Genomic DNA, 26,767 nt, shown 5'->3' with positions numbered 1-26,767 from the left:
AGCCGAATATGGATGTATTAGATAAAATTATAACGAAGGCTTCAGCGATACCGCAAAAGCCGTTAAGCACCGCTGTATTCTGGTTGGGATTAGTGATTGTGCTATTACTGACAGCACAGATTACTTGGAAATTAATACCAGTTAATAGCCAAGCTGTTGCTTGGCAACCTTCACCTACATCCGTTGCGAGTGCGAAGCGAGTGGAGCTAAGTAGTGTTCAGAAGTTGTCATTATTTGGTGAGAAAGATGCCAGTGACGATGGCCGCCCTAAAAAGCCTGCACCCGTCGAACAAATTACCGATGCCCCTAAAACCAATCTGTCTATTCTGTTAACTGGTGTGGTTGCATCGACTTCCGATACCAATGGCCTTGCTGTCATTGAATCGAAAGGTAGTCAAGAAACCTATAGTCTTGGCGATAAAATTAAAGGCACATCGGCCTCATTAAAAGAAGTCTATGCAGACCGAATTATTATCACTAACGCTGGGCGTTACGAAACCTTAATGCTAGACGGCTTAAGCTACACCACACAAAGCCAGGCAAACCAATCATTACAACAAGCTAAAAAAGATCGTGAAGTTCAGCGCATTGATCGCCGCCAAAATGCTGAAGTTGCTCAGCAAATTAGCGACTCGCGTGATGAATTATTAGCAGACCCAGGAAAATTAACAGATTATTTAGCTATTTCTCCGGTGCGTGGAGCTGACGGAGTGAGTGGCTACCGCTTGAACCCAGGTAAGAATAAAACCTTATTTACCGCAGCTGGGTTTAAAGCCAATGATTTAGCCAAATCCATTAACGGCTATGATTTGACCGACATGGGACAATCATTAGAAGTAATGGCACAGTTACAAGAATTAACAGAAATCGGCGTTATGGTTGAACGCGATGGGCAGTTAGTAGAAATAGTATTTAGTTTGCCTGAATAGTATCGGCAGTAGAGGATTGAAAATAATGAAGAGTTATGGAATTCGACGCAAGTTATTAGCAGGGTTTGTTGCAGGTATTGCAATGCTTGCTTCTCAAGCGGCTTGGTCGGAACAATATGCTGCCAACTTTAAAGGCACAGATATTCAAGAATTCATCAATATTGTAGGCAAAAACCTCAATAAAACTATCATCGTGGATCCGACCGTACGTGGCAAAATCAATGTGCGTAGTTATGATTTATTAAATGATGAGCAGTACTATCAATTCTTCCTCAATGTTCTGCAAGTTTATGGCTATGCTGTGGTTGAAATGGAAAACCGCGTCATTAAGGTCATTAAAGATAAAGATGCTAAAACGGCCGCAATTCGTGTCGCTGATGATAGTAAGCCTGGTTTAGGCGATGAAATGGTGACTCGTATTGTTGCCCTTTACAACACGGAAGCAAAACAACTTGCACCACTATTACGTCAGTTAAACGATAATGCGGGTGGCGGTAATGTAGTTAACTACGACCCATCAAATGTGTTAATGATTTCTGGTCGTGCAGCCGTGGTCAACAAGTTAGTCGAAATTGTTCGCCGCGTTGATAAACAAGGTGACACTGAAGTTCAAGTTGTCTCGCTTGAGTATGCCTCTGCTGGCGAAATCGTTCGAATTATCGATACCCTTTATCGTTCAACTGCTAATCAAGCACAAATGCCAGGTCAAGCGCCTAAAGTTGTTGCTGATGAGCGTACTAATGCTGTCGTTGTTAGTGGCGATGAAAAAAGTCGCCAACGTGTTGTCGAACTTATTCGTCGTCTTGATGCTGAGCAGGCAACAACGGGCAATACGAAAGTAAGATATTTACGTTATGCCAAAGCCGAGGATTTAGTCGAAGTATTAACAGGATTTGCTGAGCAATTACAATCTGATCAAGATGCGGGTCAAAGCAGTAATAAACGTCGTAAAGAAATTAATATCATGGCGCACCTTGATACTAACGCATTAGTGATCAGTGCCGATCCTGATCAAATGCGCACAATTGAAAGTGTGGTCAATCAACTTGATATCCGCCGTGCTCAAGTATTAGTTGAAGCTATCATTGTAGAAGTCGCCGAGGGTGATGATGTTGGTTTTGGTGTGCAATGGGCAACCACAGCCGGTGGTGGTACTCAGTTTAATAACCTAGGTCCAACGATTGGTGAAATCGGTGCTGGTGTTTGGCAGGCTCAAGGTGAAGAAGGTACTACAGTTTGTACTGAAAATGGTACCTGTACTGAAAACCCAGACACCCGTGGTGATATTACCTTATTGGCACAAGCATTAGGTAAAGTGAATGGTATGGCATGGGGGATCACTGCTGGTGACTTCGGTGCACTAGTTCAAGCTGTTTCAAGTGATACTAAATCAAACGTACTTGCTACACCTTCTATCACAACTCTAGATAACCAAGAAGCGTCGTTCATTGTTGGTGATGAAGTCCCGATTTTAACAGGTAGCCAAAACTCAAGTAATGGTAACAGTAACCCTTTCCAAACGGTTGAACGTAAAGAAGTGGGTGTGAAGTTAAAAGTGGTTCCTCAAATTAACGAAGGAACGTCTGTTAAGTTAACCATCGAACAAGAAGTGTCAGGTATTAACGGTAAAACAGGTGTCGATGTGACATTTGCGACTCGTCGATTAACCACCACTGTAATGGCTGATTCAGGTCAAATTGTTGTCTTAGGCGGTTTGATTAACGAAGAAACTCAAGAATCAGTGCAAAAAGTGCCATTCTTAGGCGACCTACCAATCATTGGTCACTTATTTAAATCATCTTCAAGTGGCGTGAAAAAGAAGAACCTGATGGTATTTATTAAGCCGACGATTATTCGTGACGGGATTACCATGGAAGGCATTGCGGGCCGCAAGTACAACTACTTCCGTGCATTGCAACTTGAACAACAAGAACGTGGCGTTAACTTAATGCCAAACACTGATGTGCCGATGCTTGAAGAGTGGGATCAAGAAGCGTACTTGCCTGATGAAGTTAACGAAGTACTGAATCGTTACAAAGAAGGGAAGAGTTTAGAAACTAAGATGCGTGAAACCGACCCAGCGCTAAAGCATATCAGCGAGAGTAAAGCCAAAGATCAGCAGCCTGCAGAACAAGAAGATGATGCCAATGAGTGAAGCAGAAATGACTGAGCAGTTGGCGCAAGTATCTAACGAGTTAGGTATTGAATCGGAAGAGCTTAATGATGAGGTCTTCCACTCAACCAGTCGTGAGCGCTTACCGTTTGCTTTTTCGCATCGCTTTAACTTGGCATTAGCCAAAGAAGCCGATGCGCTGAAGTTGTATTACACCAGTGAAACGCCGCTGACTGCGATGTTAGAAGTACGTCGTTATGCTGGTGAAGACTTAGTGTTAAGTCAATTACCTGTCGAAGAATTCGAAGCAAAGTTAACCCAAACTTTCCAAGCTAATTCATCTGAAGCGCAGCAATTAATGGAAGATATAGGTAACGAGATGGATTTATTCACTCTTGCCGAAGAATTGCCGCAAACAGAAGACTTATTGGAAGGTGATGATGATGCGCCAATTATTAAGTTAATTAACGCATTATTATCAGAAGCGATTAAAGAAGAAGCGTCGGATATCCATATTGAGACGTACGAAAAACAATTGGTCGTTCGTTTCCGTATCGATGGCGTGTTAAAAGAAGTATTAAAGCCAAATCGCAAGTTGTCGTCACTGTTGGTATCACGTATCAAAGTAATGGCACGCCTTGATATTGCTGAAAAACGTGTTCCTCAAGATGGTCGTATTTCGTTGCGTATAGCAGGTCGAGCGGTTGATGTGCGTGTGTCTACTATGCCGTCAAGTCATGGCGAGCGCGTGGTATTGCGTCTACTGGATAAAAATACCGGTAATCTCGATTTGAAACAGTTAGGTATGACGCTGTCAATTCGTGAACAATTTGATGCCATTATCCGTAAGCCTCACGGAATTATTTTGGTTACAGGCCCTACTGGTTCAGGTAAAAGTACCACCTTGTATGCTGGCTTAACTGAAATTAACTCAAAAGATACGAATATTTTGACTGTCGAAGATCCTATTGAGTATGAACTCGAAGGGATTGGGCAAACGCAAGTTAACATGAAAGCCGACATGACATTCGCCCGTGGTTTACGTGCGATTCTGCGTCAAGATCCTGATGTTGTAATGATTGGTGAGATTCGTGATTTAGAAACAGCACAAATTGCAGTTCAAGCGTCATTAACTGGTCACTTAGTGATTTCAACCTTACATACCAATACCGCTTCTGGTGCGATTACGCGTTTACAAGATATGGGTGTTGAACCCTTCCTCGTGTCTTCAAGTCTTCTTGGTGTATTGGCCCAGCGACTAATCAGAACCTTGTGTAATGAATGTAAGATTGAGCATGAGCCAGATGAACGAGAACGTGAGCTATTAGGCGTCACTGCGAACGATACTCGAGTGATTTATCGTGCCAATGGTTGTAAAGCCTGTGGCCATAACGGTTACCGAGGCCGTACTGGTATCCATGAATTATTAGTTGTTGACGACAATGTTCGAGAGCTTATTCATGGTGGACGTGGTGAACTGGCCATTGAAAAGTATGTTCGCCAAACCATTCCTAGTATTCGTCATGATGGCATGAGTAAAGTACTTGATGGCGTGACAACGCTTGAAGAAGTTTTACGCGTGACCCGCGAGGAATAATCAATGGCAGCGTTTGAATATAAAGCCCTTGATAGCAATGGCAAACAACAAAAAGGCGTCATTGAAGCTGATACTGCTCGCCATGCACGTAGTCAATTACGTGAACAGCGCTTGATGCCAATAGAGCTACAACCGGTTGCAGAGAAAGAAGCAAAAGCTAAAACGGGTGGCTTTAAATTATTCCAACGTGGTATTTCAGTTGCAGAGTTAGCACTTATTACACGCCAAATAGCGACACTGGTTGCAGCTGGTTTGCCGATTGAAGAATCATTAAAAGCAGTAGGTCAACAGTGTGAAAAGGACAGGCTTGCTAGTCTAGTGATGGCAGTTCGTTCTCGTGTTGTTGAAGGCTATAGCTTGGCAGATTCACTTGCCGAATATCCCCATGTTTTTGATGATTTATATCGCGCAATGGTGGCATCTGGTGAGAAGTCAGGCCATTTAGAAGTGGTATTGAACCGTTTAGCGGATTACACCGAACGCCGTCAGCAATTAAAGTCAAAGCTCACTCAAGCAATGATTTATCCAATTGTATTGACCGTCGTTGCGATTGGCGTCATTGCCGTATTATTAGCAGCCGTTGTCCCAAAAGTTGTGGGGCAATTTGAGCATATGGGGCAAGAGTTACCAGGAACGACCCAGTTCTTGATTTTAGCTTCTGATTTTGTGCAAGCATATGGCTTAGTCGTCCTAGGCCTGTTATTCGCAGCGTTTGTACTGTTTAAGCAGATGCTCAAAAAACCGAACTTTCGGATGCACTTTGATACTTGGTTATTAAAGGCGCCAGTTATAGGTAAGGTCAGCAAGGGCATTAATACCGCTCGTTTTGCACGAACATTAAGTATTTTGTCTGCGAGTTCTGTTCCGCTTCTTGAAGGGATGAGAATTGCCAGTGAAGTATTATTGAATGTGAAAGTACGCGCTGCAGTTGATGATGCAACTGCAAGAGTACGTGAAGGTACTAGTTTAGGGGCTGCGCTCACAAATACTAAACTTTTCCCGCCTATGATGCTCTATATGATTGCATCGGGTGAAAAAAGTGGTCAGTTAGAGCAAATGCTAGAACGTGCTGCTGATAACCAAGACAGTGAGTTTGAATCTAATGTGAACATCGCATTAGGGGTATTCGAACCTATGCTTGTTGTTAGCATGGCGTCAGTGGTGCTGTTTATTGTCATGGCTATTTTACAGCCTATTTTAGAATTAAATAACTTGATCAGTGGTTAAACCGATTAGGTTATTAAGGTAATTTTTATCACGCACTTTGTCGTGCGTATCGGAGGAAGTCGTCAATGCAAGTCAATCGTAAACAACGTGGTTTTACCCTCTTAGAAGTGATGGTGGTAATCGTTATTCTGGGTATCTTAGCCTCAATGGTTGTTCCCAACTTAATGGGTAACAAAGATAAAGCGGATTTACAAAAAGCAGTTTCAGACATTGTAGCTTTAGAAAATGCATTGGATATGTACCGCTTAGACAACAGTGTATACCCAACAACTGACCAAGGTTTAGATGCATTAGTGCAAAAGCCAACGTCTTCGCCAGAGCCTCGTAATTACCGTCCAGATGGTTATTTAAAGCGTTTACCACAAGACCCATGGCGTAATGATTATTACCTACTAAGCCCAGGTGAGAATGGTCGTATCGATATTTTCAGTGCAGGTCCTGACGGACAAGTGGGCACTGAAGACGATATTGGTAACTGGAATTTACAAAACTTCCAGTAATGGAAGCTTGAGATAATTCAATGAAGTTTACACGCCAAGCTGGGTTCACTCTTTTAGAGGTGTTATTGGTTGCACTGCTGATGGGCTTAACTGCAGCAGCAGTCACCATGACGACGAGCACAGCAGGACCAGAGCAGGCGTTAACTAAAACAGCTCGACAATTTATAGCAACCACTGAGTTAGTGATTGAAGAAACCATCCTCAGTGGCCAGTTTTTAGGGATTGTCGTAGAAGAAGATGAATACCAATTTGTATATTACAAAGACGGTAAATGGGAACCGCTAACAGGCGATAGACAGCTTGCTCCACAACAAATGGAGGAAGGTGTCATGATGAGCCTGCTACTGGACGGTTTGCCATTAGTACAAGACGATGAAGAAGATGAGTCATGGTTCGATGAGCCACTCATTGATGAAAGCAAAGAAGACAAGAAGAAAAACCCAGAGCCGCAAATTTTGTTATTTCCAAGCGGTGAAATGTCGACATTTGAATTGAGTTTTTTAACTGATGATGCCAATGGCAAAGAAGTTGAAGTCTTAGTTGTCGGTGACGCAATGGGACGATTAGCGCTAGGAAGTTTCGATGAAGACTTGTAAAGGCATGACGCTACTCGAAGTCATCGTTGCGTTAGCAGTGTTTTCGATTGCAGCCGTTGCCGTCACGAAAAGTATCGGTGATCAAATGGCGAACCTACCGATATTAGAAGAAAGAACCCTTGCGCAATGGGTTGCGAGTAATCAGATGGTTGAAGCCAGATTAATTCAGCAATTTCCTGAACTTGGTACTAAAAATGGCCAAGTCGAACTCGCAGGAAAAGATTGGTATTGGCGTCAAGAAGTGGTTAAAACCACAGACGACAATTTCCGTATGATAAGAATTTTAGTGAGCGATGAAGATAGGTTTAACCGAACTGTTGCCCAAGTGAGTAGTTATGTTCACAACGAAGGTTAAATCACAAAAGCATAATCAGTTAGGGTTTACCCTATTAGAAATGCTGATCTCAATAGCCATTTTCGCCATGATCGGATTGGCCGCCAATGCTGTGCTATCGACTGTGATGAAAAATGATGAAGCGACCAAAGAGTTTTCGGTTCGACTCAAAGCGTTGCAACAAGGGTTTGGGATTATTGAGCGAGACTTAGGCCAAATCGTGGCGCGAACTCAGCGTGGTTTTGATGGTGAGCGTACAACATCTGTATTTCAAACCGGTGATAATATGCTGGATTCTGAAACTGAAGCTTTGGTGTTTTTCCGCTTAGGTTGGTTGAATCCTGATGGCATGTTACCTCGTGGTAGTTTGCAGTCTGTTGCTTATGTTGTTCAAGATGGCCGCTTAGAGCGTTGGTATTATCCTTACCCAGAGCCAGAGGTCGGTGCAGAGCCGTTAAAAAGTTTAATCGTGAAAGATGTCGTTTCCATTGAGTATTCATTTTTTGTAGGTGATAAATGGGAGCGAAAAGTTGATGCTTCTACCTTACCACTTGCGATAGCGATGGAAGTTGAGATTGAAGGCTTAGGCACCATTGAACGTCGTTTTTTACTACCTAAAGGTGGAGATAGCTCAAGCACCGGCAGCGGTGGTAATAGTGGTGGCAATAACGGTGACAATAGCGATAGCAGCGACACTGATGAAACCGGAGAAAAGACTGAAGGTGACGACACATGATGAAGTCACAATTACCGGGGTTTCGTAAACAGCGCGGAGTGGCGTTATTAGTTGTACTGTTGATTGTGGCATTGGTTGTGATTATCGCTACCAACATCACCAGCCGTAACCAGTTATCTATGCGCCGAACGTTAAACTTGGCGCAATATGACCAAGCATATTGGTATGCTATTTCTGCAGAAGAGTTAGCGAAAAAGATTTTAAAGCAAGATATGGAAGACAGTGATGGCACTGTGCATCGCCAACAATATTGGGCACTGGCTGATGTTATTTTTCCTGCCGAGTACGGTGAAATTGGTGGCGAAATTCAGGATATGCGCTCCTGTTTCAATATCAATGCGTTATCTGTGACTTCGACAGAGGTTGAGAATGGTCAGCCCAAGCTCAGTTTAGCGGCAAGCCAATATAAAGCGTTATTAGTCGCACTGGGGATGGACGAGTTTGGTGCAGAAAGGCTGACTCATACCTTGGTTGATTATATTGATGATGACACAGTTTCTATGCCTTATGGTGCTGAAGATGCGGATTATGAATCGCGTAATATCCCGTATCGAGCAGCGAATACTTTGATGAGTCATCATAGTGAATTAAGGGCGGTGATTGGCTATAACCAGCAAGTGTATACCACGTTATTACCTTATATTTGCGCGATTCCAGGTAACAACCAACAGTTATTGAATGTCAACACCATTGAAGTAGAACAAGCCGCATTACTTGTTGGCATGTTAGATAACAAAATTTCATTGAGTGATGCCGAAAGCTTGATTAACCAAAGACCTGCAGATGGTTTCGAAACTGCTGCAGAGTTTTGGGAGAATAATACGCTTGCCAGTTTAGCGACTGAGAGCAATATGAAATCGAGTATTGTAGTGGACAGTAATTTCTTTTTACTGAAAGCGGGCGCTAAAGTTGATAATGCCATGTTCAGAATGGACAGTGTGCTACAGCGAAGCGGTGATAAATTTGACGTGTTGACTCGCCAGTATGGTGGGCAACAGTAATGAATAAGAGAAACAACCCGCTGCACAGTTTTTTGAAACCCTTGCAGCCAGTGGAGAGTAACAGTGTCTGAACGGCTTTTTATCCGATTAGGTAAAACATCAGAAAGCCCATGTTCTTGGCTAGTTTGGTCAGAGCAGGAGCAAGAAATTATCGCCTCTGGCGAGTTAAGTGATGCAGCAAGCCTATCAAGTTTAACTGAGCGTGCTGGAAATCGCCCTGTTGATGTATTAGTGCCAGCGTCAAGCATGACATTGACTCAAATTGAATTACCTGAGAAAAACCAGCGCCAAGCATTGAAAGCATTGCCTTTTATGCTAGAAGAAACGATTGCATCTGATGTTGAAGATATGCACTTTGTCGTTGGGCCACGTGATGGTGAGCAACTGAACGTGGTTGCAGTTGCCCATGAGCAAATGCAAGATTGGTTATCTTGGCTGCTTGATGCCGGTATGAAGGTAAAACGTATCGTACCTGATTGTTTAGCATTACCATTAGAACAGTGTCGCTGGGCGGCACTGGATATGGGTGATGAACTGTTATTACGCACGGGTGAAGGAAGCGGTGTTAGTCTGCCTAAAACATGGTTAGATTTTGCATTACCTCAACTGATGCCTGAACAGCAAGAAGATCAAGCTCCCCTCAATATTGCAGCTTACAGCGAAGATTTAGTCTTTATGGGAGCGGAAGTTGAGCCTAAACCCTTAGATTTACCTATGATGGTTTTGGCTAAAGGCATTATCCAAGCGCCGATCAATTTACTCAGTGGCATTTATCAGCCAAAGCGTGAATACAGTAAACATTTAATGTTATGGCGTAATGTCGCCATCATTATGGCGATAGCGATCGTTTTATCTCTAGTCAATAAAGGCTTAACGATTTATCAGCTAGAAGCGCAAACTGCTGAAGTTAAGCAACAAAGTGAAGCGATTTTTAAAAGAGTCAGTCCAGGTATTAATCGTATTGTTAATATCCGCTCGCAAATGGATTCTCAGTTACGCAGTATGCAAGGCCAGGGTGGTGGAGCGGCATTTTTTGAAATGCTTGATGGCTTAAAAGATGCTTTTGAAAAGGTACCGGATTTAAAACCAAATTCTTTACGTTTTGATGCCAACCGTAATGAACTGCGTATGCAAGTGACGGCCAAAACTTATGACCAAGTCGATAAGTTTAAAGAGTTAGTTGAAACACGATATGACCTTGATATGGGTGCAATCAATAGCGGTGAAGACGAAGTGAATACAACCCTAACATTGAGGGGCAAATAAGATGGAAAATTTGCAAGCTTGGTGGAAAGGCTTAGCCCTCAGAGAGCAGCAGCTTGTCGCCAGCTGTGGTGTGTTTGTCATTATTGGTATTTTATATTGGGGAATTTGGAGCCCGATTTCTTCAGCTGCTGAAAATGCTGAAATGAGGCACCAATCAGAGTTACAAACACTCAACTATGTCAAACAAACGGCTAATAAAATCGCAGGTTTGAAGCAATCAGGCTCAAAACCAACGTCAACTGGCAGCCTCAGTTCTGTGGTCAATCAGCTTGCGGGTCAATATAAGTTAGAAATCACACGAATGCAGCCTCAGGGTGATAAAATCCAGTTGTGGATGGATGATGTGCCTTTTGACAGCTTATTGAATTATTTACATGAGCTGGTTGAACAAAAAGGCTTAACCCTTGAAAGTGTGGATTTATCAGAGTCTGATATGGCCGGTTTTGTCAAAGTACGTCGTATTCAGCTGTCTAAGTAAGCAGGTATTGTAGTGAGTTTGATTAAAAAAATAGTAATAGGCGTTGTTATTTATCTCGCCTTTATGGTGGCTTACATTCCTGCTAATTGGGTAGTAGGCATTGCGCCGTTACCTAATAACATAAAAGTGAGTGGTGTATCAGGCACGTTATGGCAAGGTCATGCTGAGCTGGTATCTATTGATCGTCGCATAATTGAACAAGTGAGCTGGGACATGAACCCATGGGCATTGTTTATTGGCCAAGTGAATCTTGATGTCAACATTGGTAATCGTGCGACAGTAGTTAGTGGACAAGGAGATATCACTTGGGCGTTATCAGGTATATCAGCTGAAAACTTACGTTTTGAAGCGCCAAATTCATTTTTGTTAGGTAATAGCCGTCTGCCATTCAGAACGAAAGTGAATGGTGATGTTAGCTTGATTGTTGAACGTCTTGAGCAAGGTGAGCCATGGTGTGAACAGCTGTCAGGTAAGTTATTTTTAAATCGTATTGATGTAAAAAACCAGTTTGGAGAGTATCCATTAGGTAACATTGCATTAGGGTTGAAGTGTATTGATGGCATGGTGCAGTTAAATACTGATGACACAATGAACCAAATGGGTATTGAAGGGATTGCAAGTTTAGGCGAAAGTAATCGCTTTTCTGTCAGCGCTAAAATTAAGCCAACACCAGAACAACCAGAAGATCTTACTCAAGCATTATCCTTCCTAGGTAAGCAAGATAGCCAAGGATATTACCCGATTAATTATAACGGCGTAATTCCAGGTATGTAGACTGGCAGCTTCAATTGAAAAGGCATGTTAATCACATGCCTTTTTTGTTTTTAATTCCAAAAGTAATCTACGCGTCGAGTAGATCCTGATGCAGCATTTGGTAATCATGAATGGCAGGGAAGTCGACAAAGTCTTTATGAGGTTTTTGGCTGTCAGGGTTGGATATACCAAGTTGATAACCAATTCCCGCTTTTTTCGACGCTTCTAAAATGTGCTCATTATCATCAACAAATAAACAACGGCTTGGATTAAGACTGAATTGACGAATTGCATGCTCCCAAAAATTAGGGTGCTCTTTAGGGTAGCCTGTTTCGTGGCTTGAAAAAGTTGCATCAAGTCCGTGTGCAAGTTCAGTATGTTCAAGTTTTAATGCTAAGCTTTTGGGATGAGCATTTGTCATTAATATCCGCTGTTTCCCTGCTGTTTTTAGTGCATTAAGAAAGGGCATACTGTCTTGACGCATTTGAATTCGCTCTGCCAAGGAATAATGCAAAGTTAAAATATCCAAACCAAGCTTTTCTTGCCAATAATCAATGCAATACCAATCTAATGTTCCTTCTACCTTTTGGTAAGATTGCTCGACTAATTGTTGCGCTTGGGTTACTGATATCTGCCGCTGTTGGCTCAATTGTTGTGGCACTAAAGATAACCAAAAGTGATTATCAAAGTGTAAATCGAGTAGGGTGCCATCCATATCGAGTAAAACTGTGTCTATCTTATGCCAAGGAAACATGAAAATTCCAGTTGTAGAATATAGCTAGGGTAGTAAGATTGTAACTTGTCTATCTAAATTCGTCATATATGAGGTTTTAATGACAACTCGGCATAAAAAGCCTGACATCCTTCATCGTGAAATAGTAGCAAAAAGTCGTCTATTTCAAATTGAGCAGCTGCACTTAAAGTTTTCTAATGGCGTAGAGCGTCAATATGAAAGAATGAGTGGCGGTAGCCGTGGTGCAGTAATGATTGTCCCTGTGCATCAAGGTCAATTATTGTTAGCCAAAGAATATGCCGCAGGTACCGATAATTATGAACTGGGTTTCCCTAAAGGCTTAATTGATCCTGGAGAAGACGCCGCTGAGGCTGCTAACCGAGAGCTACAAGAGGAAATCGGTTTTGCCAGTAACAAACTGACTTTATTAAAAGAGCTCAGTTTAGCGCCTGGCTACTTTGCCAGTAAAATGCAGATTTTTATTGCAGAAGACTTATATGAAAGTCGCCTTGAAGGTGATGAGCCTGAACCAATAGAGGTCATTCCATATCCTTTAGAAGATTGGCAAACCTTGCTTGAAGATGCTGACTTTTCTGAATCACGAAGTGTCAGTGCATTATTTCTTGCACAGCAGTTTTTAGCAAAATAGCGGTTATTAATTAAAATAAAAACAAAATATTAGCCGATGAAAGCTACTAAAAAAGCCTAAGTTGGACTAACTTGACAGTATTCAGCGTATTATTTGGCGATTGGAGTGGGTATGAAGCCAGAAGAAGTAATTGAACAAGTCATCAAAATTGCCACTGAAGCAGGGCAAAAAATTCGAGATATTTATGTCAAAGGTGACTTTGACAGAGAAATTAAGTCAGACAATACGCCTGTCACTTCAGCTGATTTAGCGGCAAATGAAATCATTTGTGCCGGCCTCGCAGCATTAACCCCAGATATTCCCATTTTGAGTGAAGAAGCTGCCGATATTCCATTTGAAGAACGTGCTGAATGGCAGCGTTATTGGTTGGTTGATCCTTTAGACGGTACTGGTGAATTTATCGCTGGCAGCGGTGATTTTTCCGTTATTATCGCACTCGTTGAACATAATCGCCCTGTTATGGGGATTGTTTACGTGCCGATGACAAACGTTTGTTATTACGCGATTGCTGGGCTTGGGGCGTATAAGCGTGATACTAAGAATGAAGTTCGCATCATGAGCAGACAAATTGGTGACATTGAACAGTCAGGTTTGAAACTTGCAGTGAGTCGTCGTCAAGATCCGCAGTCAGTGCTTAAATTATTAAGTCATCCTAATAGTTGTGAGTTAGTGGTCCTTGGTGGCGCAGCGTTAAAGAGTTGCCTTGTTGCTGAAGGACGAGCCGATTGTTATGTACGCCTAGGTCCAACAGGTGAGTGGGATACTGGTGCAGCGCAAATTATTCTTGAAGAAGCTGGCGGCGCGTTAATGGATATCAATTTACAGCCAATGAGTTATAACGAACGAGAAACGCTCGAAAACCCTAACTTTATCGTTGTTGGCAGTCCAAGTTTAGCTTGGGATGATATTCTCACTAAATAATTTTTGCATTCAACTATGCCTTAAGCCCTCTATTGAGGGCTTTTTTGTGTCTGAACAAGCCTCATTATGATTATTGAATGAATAAAAAATTATTATGAACATTGTTTTTTATTTTGTTTGTTGTTAGTTTAACCACATTAGTTAATTACAATAGGGATTATGATGGCGCGAAGGAAGGAACATACTCATGAAGAAATTAATGAGATGGCCATAGTTGCAGTCATGGAATACTTACAAGCAGCTTCGCTTGATGGTTTGTCACTTCGCAAAGTGGCCAGTCAAATAGGCTATGCACCTAGTACCTTAATTAATATCTATGGGTCATATCAACAATTACTCTTACGTGTTTCTGAGCGAGTTTTGGTGAACTTATACCAACACCTAGCCGATCTTGATGTTGACTGCTCTCAAGATGAACCTATCAATATCATAGAAGCCATGGCACATGGATATTGCCAATTTGCTTTTGAACATAAGGCTGGCTTTAAGCTCGTGTTTGAAATTTCAGCGCCAGACAATGTGTCATTGTCATCTAGTCATCAGCACGCTATTGATTCATTATTTGGATTGATTTCGCAGCAGTTAAAACATGTTTTTGGAAAAGCGTCAGAACAACAAATTACATTAATGAGCCGAGTGTTATGGGGGGGGATTCATGGATTAACTTGCTTAGCGATTGATGGAAAGTTATTTACCACTGAAACCGAATTACCAGCAATGCTCAGTAGTCATGTACAAGGCTACATTTTAGGAATGACAAAAAACAAGGATGCAGCATGTTAATCACTAGACGATTCTTTCCCTATTTTGTTACTCAGTGTCTTGGGGCACTGAATGACAACATTTATAAAAATGTGCTGTTGCTATTGGTGACTTATAGCCAAGTTAACGAATTACCCATTAGCGTTAATATGTTTGTAAATCTGGCGGCGGGTGTTTTTATCTTACCTTTCTTTTTGTTTTCAGCCCACGCAGGTATGGTGGCTGATAATGTTGATAAAGCCATGCTCATACGACGATTAAAGTTGATTGAGTTTATTATCATGTCATGTGCTGCGGTCGCTATTCTGTCTCAAAGCTATTTGGTGATGTTATTACTCCTGTTTTTAATGGGCACGCAGTCTGCGTATTTTGGCCCTGTTAAATATTCTTTATTGCCACAAACGCTAAAAGAAAATGAACTTGTTACTGGTAATGCTTGGGTTGAGATGGGGACATTTATTTCAATTCTTGTGGGGACGTTATCTGCAGGGTTAATTGTTGCGAGTGATAATAGCTTAGTAGCCGCTTCTGCAACCGTTGTCACTCTTGCTGCAATTGGTTATCTATCAAGTCGAGCAATTCCAGCTTTACCACCTCAAGGCAAGATTGAAAAAATTCGCTTTACGCCACTTTCTGGTACTTGGCGCAGTATTGCTAAAGTGCGTCAAACCCCAAGTATTTGGATGGCAATTTTGGCCATCAGTTGGTTTTGGTTTTTAGGTGCAACTTATCTGACTCAATTTCCTAATTTTGCCAAGTTACACCTTCATGCTGATGCGACAGTGGTATCGCTATTACTGGCGTTATTTTCAATTGGCATTGCGGTAGGCTCGTGGATTTGTGAGCGAGTTTCTTATGGTCATGTTGAATTGGGCGTCATTCCATTTGGCGTGTTGGGGTTAACGGTATTTGGTGTGGATTTAATTTTTGCTATACCGCCAGCGCCGGTTGATTTGAGTACCGTGTATAGCTTTAGCACTTTTATTGCTGCATCCCAGCATTATAGAGTCATGGCTGACTTATTTATGGTGGGCCTAAGTGGTGGACTGTTCATTGTTCCGTTATATGCCTTTATTCAGTCTAGAGCAGAAAAAGGCGAGTGTGCACAAGCTATAGCAGCAAATAATATTGTTAATGCCTTTTTCATGGTAACTGCAGCGGTGTTATCCATCGTATTGCTTGGGCTCTTAGAATGGAGCATTCCACAGCTATTCTTATTACTTGCAGCCTTGAATACTGTGGTGGCTTTGTATGTTTATTCACAGGTGCCTGAGTTTGCTCAACGCTTCGTGAGCTATATTCTTAGCCATGTCATGTACCGAGTTAACGTAACTGGCCGTGAACATATTCCAGCTCAGGGAGCAGGTGTTATTGTGTGTAACCATGTGAGTTACGTTGATGCACTGATTATTATGGGATCTTCAACGCGACCGATGCGTTTTGTTATGGATAAGTCTATTAGTGAAATACCACTTTTAAAGTATTTGTTCCGTCATGCTGGTGTTATTCCGATTTGTTCGCCAAAACAATGTGAAAAGACCTATGAGCAGGCATTTGAACACATTCATCAAGCGCTAAATAACGAAGAGCTTGTGTGTATTTTTCCTGAAGGTCGATTATCCGCCGATGGCGATATTGCTGAGTTTAGACCTGGTATTGAAAGAATCCTAGCTGCCGACCCTGTATCCGTCACACCAATGGCGTTAAAAGGCTTATGGGGATCATACTTTAGCCATAAAGGTGGTCATGCTTTAACGACGAGACCAAAGCGTTTCTGGTCAAGAGTTGAAGTCAACATTGGTGAGACTGTAAATGGAGTTGAATTAGGTCGCCATGGTTTGCATCAGCAGGTAAGTGAGTTGTTTGAGCGCAAGTCATAAAGGGTCAATGACCCGATAATGTATATGCTCATGGCAGAGTGCTGAATGTGTGTTGTGACATTCATTCTGGCGAAACAAAAAACGGCTACCGAGTAAGGTAGCCGTTTCACAATATTGATAATTACTAACGTTAATATGCAGCGGTTAAGCTTTTCCAGTTTTTCTTTTGAGCTAACAGGCGTGCTTTTAACTCTTCAACTTGCAGGTTTAGCTGCTGGACGCTCAATTCTTTGCGCTTGGCTTCTAGTAAACTCTTTTTAGCTTGATAGTATTCCATCAAGTGCTGCTTCATGAGTTCATATTCAGCTTGGAAATTAGCAATGATCTCGTCACAGTTAGGTAAATGCGCCACTTTGTCCTGTGCTCTAAGTAATTGCATTTGTAATTTGGCACTTTCTATTCGTTCTTGAGGAACCACTCTTAAATCACTTGCAAGGCCAACCCATTGCATCGACTTAATGAGCCATTTTGTTGGGTCGTAATGCCACCATTTAATGCCATTACGGTAATCATTTTCGAAAATATGATGGAAGTTATGATAACCCTCGCCATAGGTTAATAATGCGATAACACCATTATCTCGAGCCGTATTTTTATTGGTATATGGCTGACTGCCCCAAATGTGAGCCAGTGAGTTAATAAAGAAAGTACAGTGATGTACGACAACCAAGCGAAGTAATCCTGCCATTAATACCATTGAAATAATGTCACCATTTAACCAGCCTAAAAATGCAGGCAGGCCAATATTCATTATGACAACCAATGATAAGTAATGTTTGTGCTGCCACATAACAATGGCATCTTTTTGTAAATCACGAACATTGTTGTAGTCATGGTAGCGACTAGCTTGGTACTCGCGTAGCATCCAACCAATATGGCTGTACCAAAACCCCTTTTTAGCAGAGTAAGGATCTTTATCGTTGTTATCGACGTGCTTATGATGAACTCGATGATCTGAAGACCAATGCAGCGCACTATTTTGTAGTGCAAGAGCTCCGCCCAACGCAAATAAGAATCGCATAACAGGATGTGCTTTATAAGCTTTATGGGACCAAAGGCGATGATACCCCGCAGTAATCGATAAGCCACTTGCAAAAGCAAGCACGACAAATGCTATCCATTCGATGGCCTCAAATCCATGGATCATGCCACGCCATGGAACCAAAGTAATAGCGCCTAATAGCGTGAGTGCAAATAGTGATGTGTTTAACCAAATAATCGGTGGTTTTTTCATTAAGATAATCCAAAAATCTTATTGGGCGTACAGTTGTACGCTAATTTAACTTACCCTCAATATATGGTCAACCCTTATGGGGCTGTGTTTCTTTGTTAAAAACGGTATTATCTGTGCACTATCATTTACTAAATGGATCTTTACATGGGTGTAAGAGCATTACAGAAAGAAAAAACCCGTCGTGCATTGGTAGATGCCGCTTTTAATCAACTCAGTGCTGAGCGTAGCTTTTCAAACTTAAGTTTACGTGAGGTTGCAAGAGAGGCTGGCATAGCGCCAACTTCTTTTTACCGTCACTTTAAAGACATGAATGAACTCGGTTTAACCATGGTCGATGAAGGTGGTCTGACATTGCGACAAATGATGCGTAAAGGTCGCCAGCGTGCCGAAGCAGGTGGCAGTGTTATTCGTATATCAGTTGATACTTTCATTGAAGTGCTAGAATCAAATCCCAATGTTTTTCGTATTCTTTTGCATGAACGTTCAGGGACTTCTGCGGCATTTCGTGCTGCTGTTGCGAGAGAGATTGAGCACTTTATTTCGGAGTTGTCTCATTACACTGAAGCTACCGCTGGTAGAACACCTATGTTAGCGAGAGTTCAAGCTGAAGCCTTAGTGACCTTAGTGTTTAATGCTGGCGCATCGGCATTAGATATGAAACGAGCTGATAGAAAAGTATTAGCGGATCATTTGGTTTTACAATTACGCATGGTTGCTAAAGGTGCTGAAGCGCTACAGCATAAAGTAGAAACTAAATAAATTAAGCTGTCAGGCAATAAAAAGGCGATGCTGTTTACACAGCATCGCCTTTTTATTGCAGTGTGATTATTTACGCTCTAAAAGTACACCTGATTCCATATGATCGGTATATGGGAATTGGTCGAACAGTGCAAATCGAGTGATTTTATGTGTTTCACTCAGTTTGGTTAAGTTTGCTTTCAACGTGTCAGGGTTGCACGAAATATACAAAATTCGGTCATAGTTTTGCATTAAGCTAAGCGTATTGTCGTCAATACCTGCACGCGGTGGGTCAACAAATATGGTATTACAGTTATAACTGTCTAAATCGATACCTTCTAAACGACGATAGCGACGTTTTTTAGCCATTGCATCACTAAAATCTTCAGCTGACATTCTGATAATTTGAAGGTTATCGACATCATTTATAGCAATGTTATATTGCGCAGCGTCCACAGAAGGCTTTGCTAGCTCAGTTGCTAATACACGTTCAAAGTTTTGCGCTAACGCAATTGAAAAATTGCCATTACCACAATAAAGCTCTAATAAATCACCCGTACTATTTTGAGTCGTTGAAATAGCCCATTCAAGCATTTTAACTGACACTTTAGCATTAGGTTGAGTAAAGCTATTTTCAATTTGTTTATACTGTAATTCTTTACCATTGACAGTTAAGGACTCAACCACGAAATCTTTATCTAAATCAATTTTTTGTTTGCGGGCACGGCCGATAAAATTCACATTAAATTTTTTAGATAGACGCTGCTTCATGAGTTCAGCTTCTTCTCGCCATTCATCATTCAATTGACGATGATAAAGAAGTGAGACTAAGATCTCGCCACTAAGAGTAGATAAAAAATCGACTTGGAATAATTTAAAGCGAAGTGCATGGTTTGGACGAAGTTCTTCCATCAATGCTGTCATCATCTCATTGATAAGCGCTCCAGCGGGTAAGTATTGCTCGCAACGAACTTTTTCATTCAATGCTTTGTCAAACATGTAATAGTATAAGTCGTCACCATCATGCCAGACTCGAAATTCCGCTCGCATACGGTAGTGAGCTGGCTCAGATCCAAAAACTTCTAAACTTGGCGGAGTAAACTCAGCAAACGCAGCTTCAAGCTTGACACGTTTTTGTTCGAGTTGCGCATCATAGTTCTTAGGATCCATTGCTGCTAAATTCATTTTGTTCCACCATATGCTGTAAAATAAGGGCGCAAATATTATACTACACACCGTTGATGTCCAGTAGAACGGCGAAGTCTTAGAATATTAACAACAGAAATCGATGAATTTCACTTATTAACCCCATTCAATGGAGATTAACTTGGGCGGTCCCATACTCATTTTCGATTCAGGCATAGGTGGCTTATCTGTGTTTGAACATGTTCATAAAAAATTGTCTCAGCATGATATCTATTACTTATTTGATAATGCTCGTTTGCCATATGGAGATTTAAGTGAACAAGAGTTAATTGATGGCTGCGTTAAGTTAGTTGTTACACAAGCAAAACAGTTAAACGCTTCGATAGTTGTTGTGGCCTGTAATAGTGCAAGTACCTTAGTGTTACCTGAACTAAGAAAACAACTTAGCATTCCAGTTGTTGGTGTCGTGCCAGCAATAAAACCAGCAGCACAACAAACCACAAGCCAGCATATTGCATTGCTTGCTACACCAGGCACTGTCAATAGAGCCTATACCCAAGAATTGATCACTGAATTTGCGGGTGGTTGCCAAGTAGATTTAATTGGCTCTTCTGAATTAGTATTAATAGCAGAAGACAAAGCGGGACGAAAATGTGTTGATATAAAGAAAATTGAACAGATTTTACAGCCTATCCAAAACTCATCTATCGATACCGTGGTGTTGGGTTGCACTCATTTTCCGTTTTTACGCCAAGAAATAGCACAAGTTTTAGGTGCTAAAATATTACTACTTGATTCAGGTAGTGCGATTGCTACACGAGTGTTGTTTTTGATAGGTAGTCAAAGTAAGAGTCAGAATTGTGATGTGATTTTAAAAGCTGGGTATACAGCTGAGATTGGGGATGGGCTAAAACAGACATTAACTGACTATGGCTTTACACAACTTGAGTGTCTTTCCATAGCCAGCTAACGATATAACTAATCTTTATTTTGATCCGCTGGATCTGATTCTTGTGATTTAGCTTCTCTTACTTTTAAAGTACGTTCTTGGAAACTGTAATCATTTAGTTTGTTCATCGCCTTTTTAGCACCGGCTTCTGACATCTCAACGAAACCAAAACCTTTACGGCGACCTGTTTTTCTATCTCTCACTAAGCGTACTGAATTGACAGGACCATACTCCCCGAAAAGACTCTTCACTTCACCTTCATGTACACGGTATGGCAAGTTACCCACATACAGTGTCATAGTTGGGCCAACATAAGGCTCATTTGAAGCCGCTGCGGTTGAAGTAGGAACGAAAGTAAAAATAAGACTAGCTAACATTGCACCTGCAATAAAAGATATAACAAGTTGAACATTACTAGATAGAGCATAAATGATAACTGCGCCAATGAGCGCTGTAACTAAGGTAATAACAAATGACTTCTGCATAAGTTTATCTCTAATAAAAATGAAAAATGATAAATAACTGTTAAAAAGCATAGCTATGGTAATGAATTATTAGCGCTTTCACCATACTCTGACGAAAAAATGACCTTAAAACACGATAATTAGTTCATAACAAGTCAGGGAAATAGAATAAAACTGCTATAAAAACAGTCATAATAGTTAAAAATAAAACGATCTGCACAAAAGATCCTCATTCGATCTTAAAATTTGCAAAAAGCCCTTGCACGGTTTCATAATCTCCCTATAATGCGCATCCACTGACACGGCAAACCACGCAATAGCATGGTGTACACGCCAAATCAGTTCACTGAAAAGTGACGCTGAAAAGAGTTTTTAAATTAGTTTAAAAATCACTTGACGCGATACGGGAATTGCGTAAAATACGCATCCCTAGCCACTCGGGCTTACCGAGATGCGCTAACGCTCTTTAACAATTTATCAAGTAATCTGTGTGGACACTCACAGGTGTTGAGTTAATCGAAATTGCTCACTCTTTCTCGTAAAGAATGCAGCAATCAAAATTATTATCAATATTTTCTGAATCACGTAAGTGATGAGTGTTCATAGCAATATGTAACAAACAGGATGTAGATTCTTCCGAGTCTGCATAATGTAATCAGAATTCATTGAGCCGAGACCTAGTCTCAAAAAAACTTTAATTGAAGAGTTTGATCGTGGCTCAGATTGAACGCTGGCGGCAGGCCTAACACATGCAAGTCGAGCGGTAACAGAAAGTAGCTTGCTACTTTGCTGACGAGCGGCGGACGGGTGAGTAATGCCTAGGGATCTGCCCAGTCGAGGGGGATAACAGTTGGAAACGACTGCTAATACCGCATACGCCCTACGGGGGAAAGGAGGGGACCTTCGGGCCTTTCGCGATTGGATGAACCTAGGTGGGATTAGCTAGTTGGTAAGGTAATGGCTTACCAAGGCGACGATCCCTAGCTGTTCTGAGAGGATGATCAGCCACACTGGGACTGAGACACGGCCCAGACTCCTACGGGAGGCAGCAGTGGGGAATATTGCACAATGGGGGAAACCCTGATGCAGCCATGCCGCGTGTGTGAAGAAGGCCTTCGGGTTGTAAAGCACTTTCAGTAGGGAGGAAAGGTAGCAGCTTAATACGTTGTTACTGTGACGTTACCTACAGAAGAAGGACCGGCTAACTTCGTGCCAGCAGCCGCGGTAATACGAGGGGTCCAAGCGTTAATCGGAATTACTGGGCGTAAAGCGTACGCAGGCGGTTCATTAAGCCAGATGTGAAATCCCCGGGCTCAACCTGGGAATTGCATTTGGAACTGGTGAACTAGAGTCTTGTAGAGGGGGGTAGAATTTCAGGTGTAGCGGTGAAATGCGTAGAGATCTGAAGGAATACCGGTGGCGAAGGCGGCCCCCTGGACAAAGACTGACGCTCATGTACGAAAGCGTGGGGAGCAAACAGGATTAGATACCCTGGTAGTCCACGCCGTAAACGATGTCTACTCGGAGTTTGGTGCCTTGAGCACTGGGCTCCCAAGCTAACGCATTAAGTAGACCGCCTGGGGAGTACGGCCGCAAGGTTAAAACTCAAATGAATTGACGGGGGCCCGCACAAGCGGTGGAGCATGTGGTTTAATTCGATGCAACGCGAAGAACCTTACCTACTCTTGACATCCAGAGAACTTTCCAGAGATGGATTGGTGCCTTCGGGAACTCTGAGACAGGTGCTGCATGGCTGTCGTCAGCTCGTGTTGTGAAATGTTGGGTTAAGTCCCGCAACGAGCGCAACCCCTATCCTTATTTGCCAGCGCGTAATGGCGGGAACTCTAGGGAGACTGCCGGTGATAAACCGGAGGAAGGTGGGGACGACGTCAAGTCATCATGGCCCTTACGAGTAGGGCTACACACGTGCTACAATGGCGAGTACAGAGGGTTGCAAAGCCGCAAGGTCTAGCTAATCTCATAAAGCTCGTCGTAGTCCGGATTGGAGTCTGCAACTCGACTCCATGAAGTCGGAATCGCTAGTAATCGTAGATCAGAATGCTACGGTGAATACGTTCCCGGGCCTTGTACACACCGCCCGTCACACCATGGGAGTGGGCTGCACCAGAAGTAGATAGTCTAACCTTCGGGAGGACGTTTACCACGGTGTGGTTCATGACTGGGGTGAAGTCGTAACAAGGTAGCCCTAGGGGAACCTGGGGCTGGATCACCTCCTTACCTATACGACTAACTTAATGTTTGTTGAGTGTTCACACAGATTACTTGATAGAAAGTAAGAGCAAATTACGTTGGGTCTGTAGCTCAGCTGGTTAGAGCGCACCCCTGATAAGGGTGAGGTCGGTGGTTCAAGTCCACTCTGACCCACCAAAATCTTTGTTTTCTCCTAAACAAGATTTTGTATTAACGTAAATTTGTTTGACTGCATGTAAATGGGGCTATAGCTCAGCTGGGAGAGCGCCTGCCTTGCACGCAGGAGGTCTGCGGTTCGATCCCGCATAGCTCCACCATTTACTTGCTCATGGATAGAGACGCCAAAGATAAAACGACAGTTTTATCTTTGGCTTTTTTAAGCCCGCTCTTTAACAATTTGGAAAGCTGATAGTATTTAATACGATGATGTCTGTCGTTGTATTAATTACAAATCGTATTACTGAGAAGTTAATCCCTTTTTAGTAATACATTGAGTTCTCAAAACACTTTATTAAGTGTCTTGAATATTCTAAAACTAAGGCGAATTTGTGTAGTGTTAATTCACATGCAAATTATGTAATAAACCAGCTAGTTACGGTACAACTTAAGTTTCTTTGAAACTTATTTGGGTTGTATGGTTAAGTGACTAAGCGTATACGGTGGATGCCTTGGCAGTCAGAGGCGATGAAGGACGTAGTAACTTGCGAAAAGCGTTGGCGAGCTAGTAACAAGCATTTGAGCTAACGATGTCCGAATGGGGAAACCCGGCCACATAAGTGGTCATCATACAGTGAATACATAGCTGTATGAGGCGAACTCGGGGAACTGAAACATCTAAGTACCCGAAGGAAAAGAAATCAACCGAGATTCCCCTAGTAGCGGCGAGCGAACGGGGATTAGCCCTTAAGTCTATGGGGTGTTAGTGGAATGTGTTGGAAAGCACAGCGGCACAGGGTGACAGCCCCGTACACGAAAACTAACCATAGATGAAATCGAGTAAGGCGGGACACGTGACATCCTGTTTGAATATGGGGGGACCATCCTCCAAGGCTAAATACTCCTGACTGACCGATAGTGAACCAGTACCGTGAGGGAAAGGCGAAAAGAACCCCTGTGAGGGGAGTGAAATAGAACCTGAAACCGTATACGTACAAGCAGTGGGAGCGGTTCTTGAGACCGTGACTGCGTACCTTTTGTATAATGGGTCAGCGACTTACGTTTTGTAGCGAGGTTAAGCGAATAGCGGAGCCGTAGGGAAACCGAGTGTTAACTGCGCGTTTAGTTGCAAGGCGTAGACCCGAAACCGAGTGATCTAGCCATGGGCAGGTTGAAGGTTGAGTAACATCAACTGGAGGACCGAACCGACTAATGTTGAAAAATTAGCGGATGACTTGTGGCTGGGGGTGAAAGGCCAATCAAACTCGGAGATATCTGGTTCTCCTCGAAAGCTATTTAGGTAGCGCCTCGAGCGAATACCACTGGGGGTAGAGCACTGTTAAGGCTAGGGGGTCATCCCGACTTACCAACCCTTTGCAAACTCCGAATACCAGTGAGTACTACTCGGGAGACAGACGGCGGGTGCTAACGTCCGTCGTCAAAAGGGAAACAACCCAGACCATCAGCTAAGGTCCCAAAGTTATTGCTAAGTGGGAAACGATGTGGGAAGGCTTAGACAGCTAGGATGTTGGCTTAGAAGCAGCCATCATTTAAAGAAAGCGTAATAGCTCACTAGTCGAGTCGGCCTGCGCGGAAGATTTAACGGGGCTAAGCAATACACCGAAGCTATGGGTTTGCTCTTAGGAGCAAGCGGTAGAGGAGCGTTCTGTAAGCGGTTGAAGGTGAAGGGGTAACCCACACTGGACGTATCAGAAGTGCGAATGCTGACATGAGTAACGATAATGGGGGTGAAAAACCCCCACGCCGAAAGACCAAGGGTTCCTGTCCAACGTTAATCGGGGCAGGGTGAGTCGACCCCTAAGGCGAGGCTGAAAGGCGTAGTCGATGGGAAACAGGTCAATATTCCTGTACTTTTGCTAACTGCGATGGAGAGACGGAGAAGGCTAGGCTAGCGCGGCGTTGGTTGTCCGCGTTTAAGGTTGTAGGCTGTTCACTTAGGCAAATCCGGGTGAACATTAGGCTGAGAGCTGATGACGAGTCACTAAGGTGATGAAGTAGTTGATGCCATGCTTCCAGGAAAATCTTCTAAGCTTCAGGTTAGTAGGAATCGTACCCCAAACCGACACAGGTGGTCGGGTAGAGAATACCAAGGCGCTTGAGAGAACTCGGCTGAAGGAACTAGGCAAAATGGTACCGTAACTTCGGGAGAAGGTACGCTCCTGACGGTGATGAGACTTGCTCTCTAAGCTGTTGGGAGTCGCAGATACCAGGTGGCTGCAACTGTTTATCAAAAACACAGTACTGTGCAAAATCGCAAGATGACGTATACGGTATGACGCCTGCCCGGTGCTTGAAGGTTAATTGATTGGGTTATCTTCGGAGAAGCTCATGATCGAAGCCCAAGTAAACGGCGGCCGTAACTATAACGGTCCTAAGGTAGCGAAATTCCTTGTCGGGTAAGTTCCGACCTGCACGAATGGCGTAATGATGGCCACGCTGTCTCCAGCCGAGACTCAGTGAAGTTGAAATTGCGGTGAAGATGCCGTATACCCGCGGCTAGACGGAAAGACCCCGTGAACCTTTACTATAGCTTGGCACTGAACATTGAACCTACATGTGTAGGATAGGTGGGAGACTTTGAAGCTCAATCGCTAGATGGAGTGGAGTCAATCTTGAAATACCACCCTTGTAGTTTTGATGTTCTAACCGCGGCCCCTAATCGGGGTTCGGGACAGTGCCTGGTGGGTAGTTTGACTGGGGCGGTCTCCTCCCAAAGAGTAACGGAGGAGCACGAAGGTTGGCTAAGTACGGTCGGACATCGTACGGTTAGTGCAATGGCATAAGCCAGCTTAACTGCGAGACATACACGTCGAGCAGGTACGAAAGTAGGTCATAGTGATCCGGTGGTTCTGTATGGAAGGGCCATCGCTCAACGGATAAAAGGTACTCCGGGGATAACAGGCTGATACCGCCCAAGAGTTCATATCGACGGCGGTGTTTGGCACCTCGATGTCGGCTCATCACATCCTGGGGCTGAAGTCGGTCCCAAGGGTATGGCTGTTCGCCATTTAAAGTGGTACGCGAGCTGGGTTCAGAACGTCGTGAGACAGTTCGGTCCCTATCTGCCGTGGGCGTTGGATGATTGAAGGAAGCTGCTCCTAGTACGAGAGGACCGGAGTGGACGAACCGCTGGTGTTCGGGTTGTTATGCCAATAGCATTGCCCGGTAGCTACGTTCGGAATCGATAACCGCTGAAAGCATCTAAGCGGGAAGCGAGTCCTAAGATGAGTCATCCCTAGGAATTTAATTCCTCTAAAGAGCCGTTCGAGACTAGGACGTTGATAGGCAGGGTGTGTAAGCGTTGTGAGGCGTTGAGCTAACCTGTACTAATGACTCGTGAGGCTTAACCATACAACCCAGATGAGTTTTTATC

At 43.0% G+C, this 26,767-nt stretch carries 22 protein-coding genes, 2 tRNA genes and 2 rRNA genes; 22 read left to right on the top strand and 4 right to left on the bottom strand.

All coding sequences use genetic code 11. The features are described from left to right. Window positions 1-8 precede the first annotated feature (8 nt). The 12 genes from gspC to SJ2017_RS20450 all read left to right on the top strand — a co-directional run bounded on the left by gspC (window position 9) and on the right by SJ2017_RS20450 (window position 11,551). Entirely contained in the window at window positions 9-929 is a 921-nt protein-coding gene (gene gspC, locus SJ2017_RS20505; protein ID WP_055024197.1) for a type II secretion system protein GspC, read from the top strand. Between the two features lie 25 nt (window positions 930-954). Beyond that, entirely contained in the window at window positions 955-3,084 is a 2,130-nt protein-coding gene (gspD, locus tag SJ2017_RS20500; protein ID WP_080917181.1) for a type II secretion system secretin GspD, read from the top strand. 7 nt (window positions 3,085-3,091) lie between these two features. Next, window positions 3,092-4,639 carry a type II secretion system ATPase GspE gene (gspE, locus tag SJ2017_RS20495; protein WP_174567627.1) on the top strand — a complete coding sequence of 516 codons (1,548 nt, stop codon included), beginning with the start codon at window positions 3,092-3,094 and terminating at the stop codon, window positions 4,637-4,639. A gap of 3 nt (window positions 4,640-4,642) precedes the next feature. Then, a complete protein-coding gene (gspF, locus tag SJ2017_RS20490; RefSeq protein ID WP_055024200.1) occupies window positions 4,643-5,866 on the top strand; it encodes a type II secretion system inner membrane protein GspF in 1,224 nt (407 codons plus the stop codon). A gap of 65 nt (window positions 5,867-5,931) precedes the next feature. Then, entirely contained in the window at window positions 5,932-6,366 is a 435-nt protein-coding gene (gene gspG, locus SJ2017_RS20485; RefSeq protein WP_055024201.1) for a type II secretion system major pseudopilin GspG, read from the top strand. A gap of 20 nt (window positions 6,367-6,386) precedes the next feature. Further along, complete coding sequence (gene gspH / locus SJ2017_RS20480; protein ID WP_065110537.1) at window positions 6,387-6,962, top strand: type II secretion system minor pseudopilin GspH; 576 nt, start codon at window positions 6,387-6,389, stop codon at window positions 6,960-6,962. Next, entirely contained in the window at window positions 6,949-7,317 is a 369-nt protein-coding gene (gene gspI, locus SJ2017_RS20475; RefSeq protein ID WP_055024203.1) for a type II secretion system minor pseudopilin GspI, read from the top strand. The genes gspH and gspI overlap by 14 nt, the downstream gene beginning before the upstream one ends. Next, window positions 7,298-8,032, top strand: a complete 735-nt coding sequence (gene gspJ / locus SJ2017_RS20470) for a type II secretion system minor pseudopilin GspJ (protein ID WP_055024204.1) — start codon at window positions 7,298-7,300, stop codon at window positions 8,030-8,032. The genes gspI and gspJ overlap by 20 nt, the downstream gene beginning before the upstream one ends. Further along, entirely contained in the window at window positions 8,032-9,033 is a 1,002-nt protein-coding gene (gene gspK / locus SJ2017_RS20465; RefSeq protein ID WP_080917541.1) for a type II secretion system minor pseudopilin GspK, read from the top strand. Before gspJ ends, gspK begins: the two co-directional genes overlap by 1 nt. A gap of 63 nt (window positions 9,034-9,096) precedes the next feature. Further along, entirely contained in the window at window positions 9,097-10,299 is a 1,203-nt protein-coding gene (gspL, locus tag SJ2017_RS20460) for a type II secretion system protein GspL (RefSeq protein WP_080917178.1), read from the top strand. A 1-nt stretch (window position 10,300) separates the two neighbouring features. Continuing rightward, complete coding sequence (locus tag SJ2017_RS20455) at window positions 10,301-10,777, top strand: type II secretion system protein M (RefSeq protein ID WP_080917176.1); 477 nt, start codon at window positions 10,301-10,303, stop codon at window positions 10,775-10,777. A 12-nt stretch (window positions 10,778-10,789) separates the two neighbouring features. Next, the gene (locus SJ2017_RS20450) at window positions 10,790-11,551 is read left to right on the top strand and encodes a type II secretion system protein N (RefSeq protein WP_080917175.1); all 762 of its coding nucleotides are present in this window, start codon (window positions 10,790-10,792) and stop codon (window positions 11,549-11,551) included. A 67-nt stretch (window positions 11,552-11,618) separates the two neighbouring features. Here the strand turns inward: SJ2017_RS20450 and yrfG are convergent, their stop codons facing one another. Beyond that, entirely contained in the window at window positions 11,619-12,284 is a 666-nt protein-coding gene (yrfG, locus tag SJ2017_RS20445; protein ID WP_080917173.1) for a GMP/IMP nucleotidase, read from the bottom strand. Window positions 12,285-12,363: 79 nt separating this feature from the next. Between yrfG and nudE the strand changes: the two genes are divergently transcribed. The 4 genes from nudE (at window position 12,364) to SJ2017_RS20425 (ending at window position 16,475) form a co-directional block, all read left to right on the top strand. Continuing rightward, on the top strand, window positions 12,364-12,912 hold the full coding sequence (nudE, locus tag SJ2017_RS20440; RefSeq protein WP_065110542.1) for an ADP compounds hydrolase NudE: 549 nt from the start codon (window positions 12,364-12,366) through the stop codon (window positions 12,910-12,912). A 111-nt stretch (window positions 12,913-13,023) separates the two neighbouring features. Beyond that, window positions 13,024-13,833, top strand: a complete 810-nt coding sequence (gene cysQ, locus SJ2017_RS20435; protein ID WP_055024210.1) for a 3'(2'),5'-bisphosphate nucleotidase CysQ — start codon at window positions 13,024-13,026, stop codon at window positions 13,831-13,833. A 162-nt stretch (window positions 13,834-13,995) separates the two neighbouring features. Continuing rightward, window positions 13,996-14,616: a TetR/AcrR family transcriptional regulator gene (locus SJ2017_RS20430; protein WP_080917172.1), complete on the top strand. Its 621-nt coding sequence runs from the start codon at window positions 13,996-13,998 to the stop codon at window positions 14,614-14,616. Continuing rightward, window positions 14,610-16,475, top strand: coding sequence for an MFS transporter (locus SJ2017_RS20425; RefSeq protein ID WP_080917170.1), 1,866 nt, complete (start codon window positions 14,610-14,612; stop codon window positions 16,473-16,475). Before SJ2017_RS20430 ends, SJ2017_RS20425 begins: the two co-directional genes overlap by 7 nt. A gap of 130 nt (window positions 16,476-16,605) precedes the next feature. Here the strand turns inward: SJ2017_RS20425 and SJ2017_RS20420 are convergent, their stop codons facing one another. Then, window positions 16,606-17,709: an acyl-CoA desaturase gene (locus tag SJ2017_RS20420; protein WP_080917169.1), complete on the bottom strand. Its 1,104-nt coding sequence runs from the start codon at window positions 17,707-17,709 to the stop codon at window positions 16,606-16,608. Window positions 17,710-17,853: 144 nt separating this feature from the next. Between SJ2017_RS20420 and fabR the strand changes: the two genes are divergently transcribed. Then, window positions 17,854-18,468 carry an HTH-type transcriptional repressor FabR gene (gene fabR, locus SJ2017_RS20415; protein WP_080917167.1) on the top strand — a complete coding sequence of 205 codons (615 nt, stop codon included), beginning with the start codon at window positions 17,854-17,856 and terminating at the stop codon, window positions 18,466-18,468. A 66-nt stretch (window positions 18,469-18,534) separates the two neighbouring features. On the opposite strand, the gene trmA is transcribed toward fabR, so the two are convergent. Next, window positions 18,535-19,632: a tRNA (uridine(54)-C5)-methyltransferase TrmA gene (gene trmA, locus SJ2017_RS20410; protein ID WP_065110546.1), complete on the bottom strand. Its 1,098-nt coding sequence runs from the start codon at window positions 19,630-19,632 to the stop codon at window positions 18,535-18,537. Between the two features lie 142 nt (window positions 19,633-19,774). Between trmA and murI the strand changes: the two genes are divergently transcribed. Beyond that, on the top strand, window positions 19,775-20,563 hold the full coding sequence (murI, locus tag SJ2017_RS20405) for a glutamate racemase (RefSeq protein ID WP_156003398.1): 789 nt from the start codon (window positions 19,775-19,777) through the stop codon (window positions 20,561-20,563). Window positions 20,564-20,571: 8 nt separating this feature from the next. Here murI and SJ2017_RS20400 read toward each other — a convergent pair whose 3' ends face one another. Continuing rightward, window positions 20,572-21,027 (bottom strand): RNA recognition motif domain-containing protein, encoded by a 456-nt coding sequence (locus SJ2017_RS20400; protein WP_055024226.1) that lies wholly within the window; start codon window positions 21,025-21,027, stop codon window positions 20,572-20,574. Between the two features lie 674 nt (window positions 21,028-21,701). Here SJ2017_RS20400 and SJ2017_RS20395 point away from each other — a divergent pair. From SJ2017_RS20395 to SJ2017_RS20380, 4 genes are all read left to right on the top strand, one after another. Continuing rightward, window positions 21,702-23,244: ribosomal RNA gene (locus SJ2017_RS20395) — 16S ribosomal RNA — on the top strand. Window positions 23,245-23,317: 73 nt separating this feature from the next. Continuing rightward, window positions 23,318-23,394 (top strand) — tRNA-Ile (locus tag SJ2017_RS20390). A gap of 64 nt (window positions 23,395-23,458) precedes the next feature. Continuing rightward, window positions 23,459-23,534: transfer RNA gene (locus SJ2017_RS20385), tRNA-Ala, on the top strand. A 319-nt stretch (window positions 23,535-23,853) separates the two neighbouring features. Then, a 23S ribosomal RNA gene (locus SJ2017_RS20380) occupies window positions 23,854-26,745 on the top strand. Together the 16S and 23S rRNA genes with 2 tRNA genes alongside form the textbook arrangement of a ribosomal RNA operon. The last annotated feature ends 22 nt before the right edge of the window (window positions 26,746-26,767 follow it).

Origin of the sequence: Shewanella japonica (assembly GCF_002075795.1) — a bacterium.
Taxonomy (GTDB): Bacteria; Pseudomonadota; Gammaproteobacteria; order Enterobacterales; family Shewanellaceae; genus Shewanella; species Shewanella japonica.
Note: the sequence above shows the minus strand (reverse complement) of the source record. Positions and strands in the feature narration are given on the sequence as shown.

What these genes read in the sequence shown, in the direction of transcription:
- SJ2017_RS20400 (WP_055024226.1), bottom strand. Translation starts at nt 21,027, where the DNA reads ATGCAGAAGTCATTTGTTATTACCTTAGTTACAGCGCTCATTGGCGCA.
- trmA (WP_065110546.1), bottom strand. Translation starts at nt 19,632, where the DNA reads ATGAATTTAGCAGCAATGGATCCTAAGAACTATGATGCGCAACTCGAA.
- SJ2017_RS20430 (WP_080917172.1), top strand. Translation starts at nt 13,996, where the DNA reads ATGGCGCGAAGGAAGGAACATACTCATGAAGAAATTAATGAGATGGCC.
- gspF (WP_055024200.1), top strand. Translation starts at nt 4,643, where the DNA reads ATGGCAGCGTTTGAATATAAAGCCCTTGATAGCAATGGCAAACAACAA.
- gspH (WP_065110537.1), top strand. Translation starts at nt 6,387, where the DNA reads ATGAAGTTTACACGCCAAGCTGGGTTCACTCTTTTAGAGGTGTTATTG.
- SJ2017_RS20425 (WP_080917170.1), top strand. Translation starts at nt 14,610, where the DNA reads ATGTTAATCACTAGACGATTCTTTCCCTATTTTGTTACTCAGTGTCTT.
- cysQ (WP_055024210.1), top strand. Translation starts at nt 13,024, where the DNA reads ATGAAGCCAGAAGAAGTAATTGAACAAGTCATCAAAATTGCCACTGAA.
- fabR (WP_080917167.1), top strand. Translation starts at nt 17,854, where the DNA reads ATGGGTGTAAGAGCATTACAGAAAGAAAAAACCCGTCGTGCATTGGTA.
- gspD (WP_080917181.1), top strand. Translation starts at nt 955, where the DNA reads ATGAAGAGTTATGGAATTCGACGCAAGTTATTAGCAGGGTTTGTTGCA.
- SJ2017_RS20455 (WP_080917176.1), top strand. Translation starts at nt 10,301, where the DNA reads ATGGAAAATTTGCAAGCTTGGTGGAAAGGCTTAGCCCTCAGAGAGCAG.
- gspE (WP_174567627.1), top strand. Translation starts at nt 3,092, where the DNA reads ATGACTGAGCAGTTGGCGCAAGTATCTAACGAGTTAGGTATTGAATCG.
- gspJ (WP_055024204.1), top strand. Translation starts at nt 7,298, where the DNA reads ATGTTCACAACGAAGGTTAAATCACAAAAGCATAATCAGTTAGGGTTT.
- SJ2017_RS20420 (WP_080917169.1), bottom strand. Translation starts at nt 17,709, where the DNA reads ATGAAAAAACCACCGATTATTTGGTTAAACACATCACTATTTGCACTC.
- gspK (WP_080917541.1), top strand. Translation starts at nt 8,032, where the DNA reads ATGAAGTCACAATTACCGGGGTTTCGTAAACAGCGCGGAGTGGCGTTA.
- gspC (WP_055024197.1), top strand. Translation starts at nt 9, where the DNA reads ATGGATGTATTAGATAAAATTATAACGAAGGCTTCAGCGATACCGCAA.
- gspI (WP_055024203.1), top strand. Translation starts at nt 6,949, where the DNA reads ATGAAGACTTGTAAAGGCATGACGCTACTCGAAGTCATCGTTGCGTTA.
- nudE (WP_065110542.1), top strand. Translation starts at nt 12,364, where the DNA reads ATGACAACTCGGCATAAAAAGCCTGACATCCTTCATCGTGAAATAGTA.
- gspG (WP_055024201.1), top strand. Translation starts at nt 5,932, where the DNA reads ATGCAAGTCAATCGTAAACAACGTGGTTTTACCCTCTTAGAAGTGATG.
- yrfG (WP_080917173.1), bottom strand. Translation starts at nt 12,284, where the DNA reads ATGTTTCCTTGGCATAAGATAGACACAGTTTTACTCGATATGGATGGC.